Annotated in this window: 8 protein-coding genes and 1 tRNA gene; 2 read left to right on the top strand and 7 right to left on the bottom strand. The window is 63.5% G+C overall.

All coding sequences use genetic code 11. The features are described from left to right. The first annotated feature begins 112 nt into the window (after positions 1–112). Entirely contained in the window at positions 113–1,837 is a 1,725-nt protein-coding gene (locus DXH78_RS11075; protein ID WP_115517082.1) for a winged helix-turn-helix domain-containing protein, read from the top strand. A gap of 19 nt (positions 1,838–1,856) precedes the next feature. On the opposite strand, the gene DXH78_RS11070 is transcribed toward DXH78_RS11075, so the two are convergent. Then, positions 1,857–2,213 (bottom strand): hypothetical protein, encoded by a 357-nt coding sequence (locus DXH78_RS11070; RefSeq protein WP_147292618.1) that lies wholly within the window; start codon positions 2,211–2,213, stop codon positions 1,857–1,859. A gap of 244 nt (positions 2,214–2,457) precedes the next feature. Between DXH78_RS11070 and DXH78_RS11065 the strand changes: the two genes are divergently transcribed. Further along, positions 2,458–3,870 (top strand): mannose-1-phosphate guanylyltransferase/mannose-6-phosphate isomerase, encoded by a 1,413-nt coding sequence (locus DXH78_RS11065; protein ID WP_115517080.1) that lies wholly within the window; start codon positions 2,458–2,460, stop codon positions 3,868–3,870. Between the two features lie 85 nt (positions 3,871–3,955). Here DXH78_RS11065 and DXH78_RS11060 read toward each other — a convergent pair. From DXH78_RS11060 to DXH78_RS11035, 6 genes are all read right to left on the bottom strand, one after another. Next, a tRNA-Lys gene (locus DXH78_RS11060) sits at positions 3,956–4,031 on the bottom strand. Between the two features lie 236 nt (positions 4,032–4,267). Then, the gene (locus tag DXH78_RS11055) at positions 4,268–4,828 is read right to left on the bottom strand and encodes a Spy/CpxP family protein refolding chaperone (protein WP_147292617.1); all 561 of its coding nucleotides are present in this window, start codon (positions 4,826–4,828) and stop codon (positions 4,268–4,270) included. 195 nt (positions 4,829–5,023) lie between these two features. Then, entirely contained in the window at positions 5,024–6,349 is a 1,326-nt protein-coding gene (locus tag DXH78_RS11050; RefSeq protein ID WP_115517078.1) for a TRAP transporter large permease, read from the bottom strand. A gap of 2 nt (positions 6,350–6,351) precedes the next feature. Beyond that, complete coding sequence (locus DXH78_RS11045; protein WP_115517077.1) at positions 6,352–6,951, bottom strand: TRAP transporter small permease; 600 nt, start codon at positions 6,949–6,951, stop codon at positions 6,352–6,354. 154 nt (positions 6,952–7,105) lie between these two features. Next, positions 7,106–8,122 (bottom strand): TRAP transporter substrate-binding protein, encoded by a 1,017-nt coding sequence (locus DXH78_RS11040; RefSeq protein ID WP_115517076.1) that lies wholly within the window; start codon positions 8,120–8,122, stop codon positions 7,106–7,108. Between the two features lie 231 nt (positions 8,123–8,353). Then, on the bottom strand, positions 8,354–9,931 hold the full coding sequence (locus DXH78_RS11035) for a 2-isopropylmalate synthase (protein ID WP_115517075.1): 1,578 nt from the start codon (positions 9,929–9,931) through the stop codon (positions 8,354–8,356). Between the last annotated feature and the right edge of the window lie 263 nt (positions 9,932–10,194).

The raw sequence follows: 10,194 nt of genomic DNA, 5'->3' as shown, positions 1-10,194 counted from the left end.
TCCCTAATATTTTCATGCCCTTAGGCTGAGAGTCTTGGGGCGCGCACAGATGACATTCTGAAATTTTCCTGATAGGGCAGCCAAAATTCGGATCCGTCGGCCAGGGAATGCGATGAGCACCGTGCTTCGCTTTGCCGGATTTGAAGTCGACCCGCAGCGGGCCGAATTGCGCCGGCCCGATGGCCAGACCGTCAAAATCCGGCCCAAGCCATTTACAATGCTGCAGTTTTTGCTGGCGAATGCCGGCCGTGTGGTCGGCAAGCAAGAACTCATGGAGGCGGTCTGGCCGAATGTCTTCGTCAGCGAGGACAATCTCTTCCAGTGCATCCGCGAAATCCGGGCCGCGATCGGCGATGAGCGCCGGCAGATCCTGAAAGTCGTCTCCGGCCGTGGCTATCTGCTCGATGCCGCGGTGGAGTCGCCATCCCGGCCGGTGGTGCCGGACGACGATCGGGCAAGCCCAGCCGCCGCCGTGACCGTGGAATCGCCCCCGGCGGTCCCCGACGACCTGCCGCTGGACGCCGGGCGGCCGCGCCAGGCGCACCGGACCCTCGTAGTCGCCGCCGCGCTGGCGGTGTTTGCGATCGGGCTGGCGGTTGCGGCGCCGTTCATCGGCCAGCGCTTCGCCTCTACGCCGCCAGTGGTTGCCGTGATGCCGTTCGCCGATGCCAGCAGCGATCCGCAGGTGGCGCTGATGGCGGCCAATATCACCGATCAGCTGGTCGACGGGCTGTCGAAGATCCCGAGCCTCCGCGTCCTGGCGCCCAAGCCCGAGCCGGGCGCGACTGCGGTCGCGCTGTCGGTAATGCGCCCCGATTACGTGCTGCGCGGCGAAATCCAGAAATCGAATGGCGCCTGGAACGTCCAGGCCCGCATTGTCGATGCCGCGACAGACGAGGTCCGCTGGGCGACGGCCTTTCCCGTCGAGAGTGACACTCCGAACGTCGCCCTTCAGCAATCGCGCATCGCCGCCGGCGTCGGCTATGCGGCGGCGGCAAAGCTGAACGCGCTCCAGCACACCAGCGGCAGCACCAACGATGCTGCCGTGGTGATCGATCAGGCGCAGGCTTTCATCAACCGGACCTCGCCGGAAAAATTCAAGACGGCGCTGGCGATGCTGGACAAGGCACTGGCCGCCACTCCGGCCAATGTCGATCTCAAGGCGGAGCTGGCGGCGCAATTACTGCGCGGCATCCAGACCGCGTGGTTCAGCGGCGCCGAAGCCGAACAGGCCGAGACGCGCGCGCGCGAACTGCTCGAAGGGGCGTTGAAATCCGAGCCCGATTACCTGCCGCTGCTGCAGGGTTATTGCCGCTTTCTCACCGCGACCAACCACTTCGTCGACAGCCTGGTGGCCTGTTCTCGCGCGCTTAACCAGGACCCGTGGGACGGGCTGGTGTTGTTTCAGCTCGGCCTCACTCATATTCAGCTCGGCCGCTACGACGATGCGCTATCGGCCTTCATGCTCGCCGACCGCTATGACACGCCGCAAGTATCGCGCTGGACCTGGCTGCTCGGCGTTGGTTTGACCTATGTCTTCATGGATCGCAGCGAAGAAGCCCTGCCCTGGCTTGAGCGTTCGATCGCGATCACGCCGGGAACCGGCCGCACCCACTTCCTCCTGGCCGCCGCCTATCAGCGGCTCGGCCGTTTCGACGAGGCCAGAGCGGCCATCGCCGCGGGCATGAAGATCCGCCCCGGCACCACGGCGGCGAACGTGTCGCTGCCGAAGAAGAATGCCAGCGCGACATTTCTGGCGCGGGGCAAAGAGATCAATGAATTATTGATCGCGGCCGGCATGCCGAGGGGCGAAGCGCGGACCAGCGCCGCTCAATAAATGCCAAGGGCTGCACAGCTTACTTGGCAGGTGAATTGGCAGGATCACGTTTGATCGTGCCGGTGACGTCGCCCGTTCCGCATTCGTGAGGCGGATTGGGCTGCCGGCACTGATCGGCAATCGCCGTCGGCGCCGCCGGCGTGTTGAGTAATGCGTAGCCCTCGATGCGGCTGGCATTCGCGGTGGTCTGGATGCGCTGTTGCTTGTCGAGACGATTGCGGCAGGCGGCCATGGACTCGGCGCCGCCAACGTCAGCGGCATAGCGGCACAAGGTGGCATCGTCGCTGACGATCATCGCCGGGTTCGAACTGCAACCGGCAAGTCCGGCCACAGCGCCAACCAAAGTCGCCAGCCGTAAATATGCGGCGATCGTCATGAAGGTGTCCCGCCCCTGTCACGATTGAGCACCGGCGTCGTAAAGCGGTCAAGGCGAGCGGCGGGAGTTTCACCAGATAGCGCCGGATAACCCGGTTGCCGTCCTCCCGGTATAATGGTTTTCTTATTGAAAACACGCAAAGGATGCCGAACGCGCGTCTTGCACGGACTTTGCTAAACTGCGACGGCTGGGCCAGCCGGTCTGCGGGCAGGCCCACGCCCTAATTCAAGACAAGGTACTCGGAATGGCTTCTCCCATCGTTCCCGTTCTCCTCGCCGGCGGCACTGGCACGCGGCTCTGGCCGGTGTCGCGCGACGCCTTGCCGAAGCAGTTCCTGCCGCTGATGGGCAAGCACTCGACCTATCAGGAGACCCTGCTCCGCGTCCGCGGCCCGGAGTTCGGCACGCCGATCGTCGTCACCGGACCCGACTTCCATTTCTTCGCCCGCCGCCAGGCCGAGGAGCTCGGCATCGACGTCACCGTGGTCATCGAGCCGATGCGCCGTGACTCCGGCGCGGCCATTGCCGCGGGCGCCGCCATCACCCTCAAGCGCGATCCGCAAGCCGTCGTTCTCGCGCTGGCGGCCGATCACATCGTGCTCGACCCGGAGGAATTCCGGAAAACCTGCGTCGCCGGACGTGCCGCGGCCGACCTGGGCCGCATCGTCACCTTCGGCATCAAGCCAACCGAACCGAAGACCAGCTTCGGCTATATCCTGCCCGGCAAGGCGATCGACGGCACCGAAACCGCCGAGGTCGAACGCTTCGTCGAGAAGCCCGATCTCGCCACGGCCGCGCGCTATGTGCAGGACGGCTATCTGTGGAATTCCGGCAACTTCCTGTTCCGTGCCGACGTGCTGCTCGGCGAACTGCAGCGGCTCGAGCCCGATATGGCGAGCGCGGTCGAAGAAAGCGTTGCCCGCTCCAATACCGATCTGGGCTTCGTGCGCCTCGACGCCGAAGCCTTCGCCAGGTCGCCGCAGAAGTCGATCGATTACGCCGTCATGGAACGCACCGACCGCACCGCAGTGGTAACCGGCCGTTTCCGCTGGTCGGATATCGGCAGTTGGGATGCGTTGTTCGACATCGCGCCGACCGACAGCAACGGCAATGTCCTGCAGGGCCCGGTCACGCTGATGGACGCGAAGAACTGCGTCGTGCATTCGGAGAACCGCCTGACCACCCTGATCGGCGTCGAGGATCTGGTCGTCGTCAGCGTCGCCGACGCCACGCTGGTCGTGCCGCGCGCGCGCTCGCAGGAGGTCAAGGATCTCGTCGCCAAGCTCAAAGCCGACAAGCGGCCGGAAGCGATCGTGCATCGCCGTGTCCACAGGCCGTGGGGTTATTACGAGTCGATCGACATGGGCGAGCGCTTCCAGGTGAAGCGCATCGTCGTATTGCCCGGCGGCATGCTGTCGCTGCAGCGCCACCGGCATCGCTCGGAGCACTGGATCGTCGTGCGCGGCACCGCGGAAGTCACGATCGAGAAGGACATCAAGCCCGTTCACGAGAATGAATCGATCTACGTCCCGCTCGGCGCGATCCACCGTCTGGCCAACAAGGGCAAGATCCCGCTCGAACTTATCGAAGTGCAAACCGGCAGCTATCTCGGCGAGGACGACATCGAACGGCTGGAGGACGTCTACAGCCGCGTCTGAGGCGTCCGGCGCGCCCGCACGCATCGCAGGCGCGCGGCCCGTTCGGGGCGGCGAGACCAAAGTGGCGTGGCTTGTCCGGAGATAATGGTGGGCGCTGTAGGGATCGAACCTACGACCCGCTGATTAAGAGTCAGCTGCTCTACCAACTGAGCTAAGCGCCCGGAGTGCCAAGAGGGCCGCGAAGGCCCCGTTCAGCGAGGCCGTCCTCTAGCAAAGCGATCCCGCCGTGGCAAGCGCTGATACCCGCTCCTGACAGCCCGCTAAACCCTCGATCCACAACGCAAAAACCGCCGGGAGAACCCGGCGGTTTCTGGGATGGAGCGGTCTCCCGGGAGAGGCGGCCGCAGCCCATCCACTTCGCGTCAGGACCGGGTGCCGGAAGGCACCCTGCCCGTCATTACTGCGGCCGCGGAGCGTCCGGGCCTGCGCCGGGACCACCCATCTGGCCGCGCGGGCCGTGGTGCATCCGGTCGTGGCCGCGATGGCCGCCGCGATGCCAGCCGCCGCGCTCGCCGCCGAGCTTCGCCAGCACCCAGAAACGCTGCTTCTGAGGCTCATCGAGGCTCTTGTAGAGAGGACCAGCCGCATCCACGAGTTTCTTGAGCGCCGCGCCCTGCTGGGTCATGGCGTCAGCGCGCTGGCTCAGGCGATCGAACCGGTCGACGGACTTGTCGCTCGGCTTGTCAGCCGAGGCGCGCGCCGCAAAGCGCTCGGAGCGCTGCTTGGCCAGATCGCGCAACGCGGTTTCCACGGCCGGCCAGTTCTTTTCCTGGTCCGGCGTGAGTTTGAGACCGGCCTTCAGTGCGGCGATGCGGGCATCGCCGAACGCAACCATGTCCTGCGCGGTCGGGCGCCAGCGCTCGGCGCCTTTGGGACCATCGGGTCCCTTCTGCGCGTAAGCCAGCGAACCACCGGCGATCGCGAGAGCCGTCGTGCCGGCGAGAATATATTTCAACATAGCCACCTCCTTGGTGAACAGCTTCGAGTGATAGCCATTCAACGGAGGCCAGTAGATAAACCCTGCGCCGCCTTATCAAGTTAAGGTTCGGACAGACATTAAATGATCGCAATGATTACAAGACCGCAATGTCGATGAACCCATATTCATCGACGTCCCTACATCGGCACCACCGGATGCGGGAATCTGTCTTGCCTATAGCATCCCGAGCATGCGCGGCAGCCACAGCGACAACTCGGGGACATAAGTCACGAGGATGAGGAAGCCGAGCATCGTCATCAGCCAAGGCCAGGTCGCAATGGTTAACTCGGTAATGCCCATGCGTGCGATACCGGAAGCCACGTACAAATTGAGACCGACCGGCGGATGGCACAGGCCGACCTCCATGTTCACCGTCATCAGGATACCGAGATGCACCGGATGAATGCCGAGGCTCGCCGCAATCGGAAACAGGATCGGCGCGGTGATCAGCACGATCGACGACGGCTCCATCACATTGCCGGCGACCAGCAGGATGATGTTGACGATCATCAGGAACTCGACCCAGCCAATGCCGCTGCTCTTGAGCCAGGCCGTCATGGTCTGCGGGATCTGCTCGCTGGTCATGAGGAACGAGAACAGCACCGCATTGGTGATGATGTAGAGGATCATCGCGCTCATATTGGCGGATGACAGCAGCACCTTGGGCACGTCGGACAGCTTCATGTCGCGATAGACGAACACCGCGATGACGAAGGCGTAGACCGCACTCACCGCCGCCGCTTCCGTCGGCGTGAAGAAGCCGGCATAGATGCCGCCGAGCACGAGCACGATCAGCAGCAGGCCCCAGACAGACTCGCGGAACGCCTTGAAGCGCGCCACCCAGTCAGCGCGCGGCATGCGCGGATAGTCGTTCTTCCAGGCGCGATAGAAGGTGGTCAGGCCGAGCAGGAAGGCCAGCATCAGCCCGGGGATGACACCGGCCATGAACAACTGGCCGACGGAGGCCGACAGCACGCGCTTGCCTTCGGGATCCATCGCAACGCTGCCGCCGGTCGACACCGCATAGAGCACCATCACGATCGACGGCGGAATAAGGATGCCGAGCGCGCCGGAGGTGGCGATGACGCCGGCGCCGAACCGCTTGGGATAACCGGCCTGCACCATCGCCGGAATGAGGATCGAGCCGATGGCCACGACCGTGGCCGGCGACGAACCGGAAATCGCCGCGAACAGCGCGCAGGCCATGACCGCCGCGAGGCCGAGGCCGCCATACCAGTGGCCGACCATCGACGCGGCGAAGTTGATCATGCGCCGTGCCACGCCGCCATGGGTGAGGAAATTGCCCGCGAGAATGAAGAACGGGATCGCCATGATCTCGAAGCTCTCGATGCCGGTGAACAGCTTGAGAGCGACCGACTCGATCGGCACCGTGGTCAGGAAGAACAGGAACGACAGCACGGTCAGGCCGAGCGCGATCGAGATCGGCATGCCGGTCAGCATCAGCGCGATCAGCAGTCCGAAGATAATGGCGGCGTTCATCGTCAGGTCCTCGGCGGGGTGCTGGCGAGCTCTTCGGCGCGCAGGTCTTGGGCCGCGTGCGGGCTTTCCACCACGCCTTCGACGTGGCCCGGGTCATGGTGCGGCAAATCACCGGTCCACCAGTAATGCCATGCGACCTGGAGGAAACGGAAACACATCAGATAGGAGCCGAGCGGTACCGCGAGGAAGATGATCCAGCGCGGGAATTCCATGTCGGGCGAAACCTGCCCGGTCGGATAAAGCTCGATGACGAACTTGGCGCCCATGGTGCCGACGATCGCCGTGAAAAACGCGCCGGCGAGCAGCCCGAACATGATGATCTTCTTGCGCGACGGCGGCGCCAGCATGTTGACGATGACATCGACGCCGACATGAATGCCGGTGCGCACGCCGTAAGCGGCGCCGAACTTCGCCATCCACACGAACAGATAGATGCAGAGTTCCTGCGCCCAAGTGAGATTGATGTCGAAGACCAGCGGATAGAGCCACGGAACGCCTACCGCATAGCGATGCAAGACGGCGACAAAAATGATGATGGTCGCCACCCCGATCAAGGTCGCGATCAGGATCTCCTCAAGCCGGTCCAGGATGCGAAGAAACATCGGCGCCTCGTTTAATCACGGGGGCTCATCTCGTCTTAGCGACGATTGTGAAATGTCATCGTGTTGTTGAAAAGCGAGTAGCGCCCCACGCCGCCCGCCTGCCCTCCCGGCAGAAAAAGGAGCCGCGGTTTCATCCGCGGCTCCTCAAATTGCCTTAGCTCTGGCCGCCGACAGCCTTCACGACTTCGTCGATCAATTCCTTGCCGACACGCTTGCCCATGTCGTCATAGAGCGGCGCCATCGTCTTGCGCATCTCGGCGACTTCCGCAGCGGTCGGCGTGAGGATGGTCGTCTTGCCCGACTTCACGATGTCCGCTTTGGCGTCCTCGTTTTCCTTGGCCGACTGGTTGTTGGCGTACTGGGTCGATTCCGCCATCGCCTTGTCGAGTTGCGTGCGGATGTCGGCCGGCAGGCCATCCCAGAACTTCTTGTTCACGACCACCACGTAGCCGATATAGCCGTGGTTGGTTTCGGTGATGAACTTCTGCACTTCGTGCATCTTCTGGGTGTACATGTTCGACCAGGTGTTCTCCTGGCCATCAACGACACCGGTCTGCAGCGCCTGATAGACTTCCGAGAACGCCATGACCTGCGGAACGGCGCCCAGCGTACGGAATTGCGCCTCCAGCACCTTCGACGACTGGATGCGGAACTTCAGGCCCTTGTAGTCGGCCGGCGACTTGAGCGGCTTGTTGGCGCTCATCTGCTTGAAGCCGTTATCCCAGTAGGCCAAGCCCACCATGCCCTTGGAGTCCATCAGCTTGAGCATGCGCTTGCCGATCGGACCTTCGGTCACCTTGCGCAGCGCGTCGAGGTTCGGCAGCAGGAACGGCAGATCGAACACCTCGAATTCCTTGATGCCGATCGGGCCGAACTTGGAGTTCGACGGCGCCAGCATCTGCACCGCGCCGAGCTGCAGCGCTTCGAGTTCTTCCTTGTCCTTGTAAAGAGTCGAGTTCGGATAGACTTCGACCTTGACCTTGCCGGCCGTGTACTTCTCGGCAAGTTCCTTGAATTTCTCGGCGCCCTTGCCCTTCGGCGTATCCGGCGCGACGACGTGGCTGAACTTGATGACGATCGGCTGCTGCGCCAGCGCAGCGGCCGGAGCGGCGATCAGCGCGGCGGCAGCGGCGGCGCCGACAAGCCATTGACGTTTCGAAATTTCGAGCATCGCATCTCCTCCATGGGCGGCCTGTTCGGCCTTATCTCTTGCTTGTGCGGCAAAGTGACACCAAACGCCGGCTCCGGCAAGAGCCAAGCCCCTGCCCAACCACGCGAAACCGCCGCAACGCAGCACAAAAAAAATACCGCGCCCGTCGTGGGCGCGGTATCAAAGATGAACTTGCCTAAAACACGGGCGGCAGCCGACCTGTCTCATCCGAAAGTCGGATGAAATACGAGGTTAGCCAACCTCGTTGGCGTGAATGCGTTTCTCCACGCCCGGCACCTTGCCGCGCTTGCTCATCATCTTGTTGAGCGCGCCGAGATAGGCCTTGGCCGACGCGACCAGCGTATCCGGATCGGCGCCCTTGGCGGTAAAGGAACGCCCTTCCGCCGCCAGACGTACCGACACCTCCGCCTGCGCATCGGTGCCCTCGGTTACCGCGTGAACCTGATAGAGCTCGAGCTTGGCCTCGTGCGGCACGATGGCGTGGATGGCGTTGAAGATCGCATCCACCGGGCCGTTGCCGGTCGCCTGATGCGTGGTGTGCTGGCCATCGATATCGACCGTGAGCGTCGCCGTCTGCGGGCCCATAGTGCCGGCGATGACGGTGAGCGACACGATCTTGACGCGATCATGCGCGGTGGCGATTTCCTCATCGACCAGTGCTTCGATGTCCTCGTCGTAGATCTGCTTCTTGCGATCGGCCAAGGCCTTGAAGCGCACGAAGGCGTCCTGCAACTGGTTGTCGGAGAGCTGATAGCCCAATTCCTCCAGCTTGTGCTGGAAGGCGTGACGGCCGGAATGCTTGCCCATGACCAGCGAGGTCTGTTTCACGCCGACCGATTCCGGCGTCATGATCTCGTAGGTCTGCGCGTTCTTGAGCATGCCGTCCTGGTGGATACCGCTCTCATGCGCGAAGGCGTTACGGCCGACGATGGCCTTGTTGTACTGCACCGGGAACGACGTTGCCGCGGCGACGAGCTTGGAAGCGCGCGTCAGCATGGTGGCGTCGATGCCGGTCGCGAACGGAAACACGTCGTTGCGCGTCTTGATCGCCATCACGATTTCTTCCAGCGCGGCGTTGCCGGCGCGCTCGCCGATGCCGTTGACGGTGCACTCGATCTGACGCGCGCCGCCCATGACGCCGGCGAGCGAATTGGCGACCGCCATGCCCAGGTCGTTATGGCAATGCACCGAGAACACCGCCTTGTCGGAATTCGGCACGTTCTCGATCACGCGGCGGAACAGCTCGCGATATTCCTCCGGCGTGGTGTAGCCGACGGTGTCCGGGATGTTGATCGTGGTCGCGCCGGCCTTGATCGCGGCCTCGACGCAGCGGCAGAGGAAATCGAACTCGGTACGGGTGCCGTCCTCGCTCGACCACTCGACGTCGTCGGTATGGCTGCGGGCGCGCGTCACCTGCGCGACCACCATTTCGAAGACCTCGTGCGGCTCCTTCTGGAGCTTGTACTTCATGTGCACCGGCGAGGTGGACAGGAAGGTGTGGATGCGGTTGCGCTTGGCAGGCCGGATGGCCTCGGCGCAGCGGTCGATGTCCTTCGGGGCGGCGCGCGACAGGCCGCAGATCACCGAATTCTTGGCGCGGCGGGCGATTTCGTTGACCGCGGCGAAGTCGCCTTCCGAGGCGATCGGGAAGCCGGCCTCGATGATGTCGACGCCCATCGTATCGAGCAACTCGGCGACTTCGAGCTTTTCCTCGTGGGTCATGGTGGCGCCGGGGCACTGCTCGCCGTCGCGCAAGGTGGTATCGAAGATGACGACGCGGTCCTTATCGGACGGGGTCTGGGTAGCCATGGGAATTGTCCTTCTCAGAAACGTGCGCCGCTCGGGGCGCTTTCAGGGTGCTTCATCCGCCGCGATCCCCCGAGTGCCCAGGCAACCAAGCCCAGCCGGCCCTCAGGGGCGGGTAAGGAGAAGGAGCGTGCCCAGAATGAGGGAGGCCGCCGGCTGACCCTGCAAGGTCGCCAGATCGTCGATCGCGCAGAACTGCTGCCGCGTCGGCATTGGCATCAAAACCCTCGTTGCGACCGGTACGGTCGCCGATTCCGGTAAAGCCC

This window comes from Undibacter mobilis (genome assembly GCF_003367195.1).
Lineage (GTDB): Bacteria > Pseudomonadota > Alphaproteobacteria > Rhizobiales > Xanthobacteraceae > Pseudolabrys > Pseudolabrys mobilis.
Note: the sequence above shows the minus strand (reverse complement) of the source record. Positions and strands in the feature narration are given on the sequence as shown.

Bases quoted from the DNA above. Each gene is read 5' to 3' on its own strand.
- DXH78_RS11075 (WP_115517082.1), top strand. From the start codon at position 113: ATGAGCACCGTGCTTCGCTTTGCCGGATTTGAAGTCGACCCGCAGCGG.
- DXH78_RS11070 (WP_147292618.1), bottom strand. From the start codon at position 2,213: ATGACGATCGCCGCATATTTACGGCTGGCGACTTTGGTTGGCGCTGTG.
- DXH78_RS11065 (WP_115517080.1), top strand. From the start codon at position 2,458: ATGGCTTCTCCCATCGTTCCCGTTCTCCTCGCCGGCGGCACTGGCACG.
- DXH78_RS11055 (WP_147292617.1), bottom strand. From the start codon at position 4,828: ATGTTGAAATATATTCTCGCCGGCACGACGGCTCTCGCGATCGCCGGT.
- DXH78_RS11050 (WP_115517078.1), bottom strand. From the start codon at position 6,349: ATGAACGCCGCCATTATCTTCGGACTGCTGATCGCGCTGATGCTGACC.
- DXH78_RS11045 (WP_115517077.1), bottom strand. From the start codon at position 6,951: ATGTTTCTTCGCATCCTGGACCGGCTTGAGGAGATCCTGATCGCGACC.
- DXH78_RS11040 (WP_115517076.1), bottom strand. From the start codon at position 8,122: ATGCTCGAAATTTCGAAACGTCAATGGCTTGTCGGCGCCGCCGCTGCC.
- DXH78_RS11035 (WP_115517075.1), bottom strand. From the start codon at position 9,931: ATGGCTACCCAGACCCCGTCCGATAAGGACCGCGTCGTCATCTTCGAT.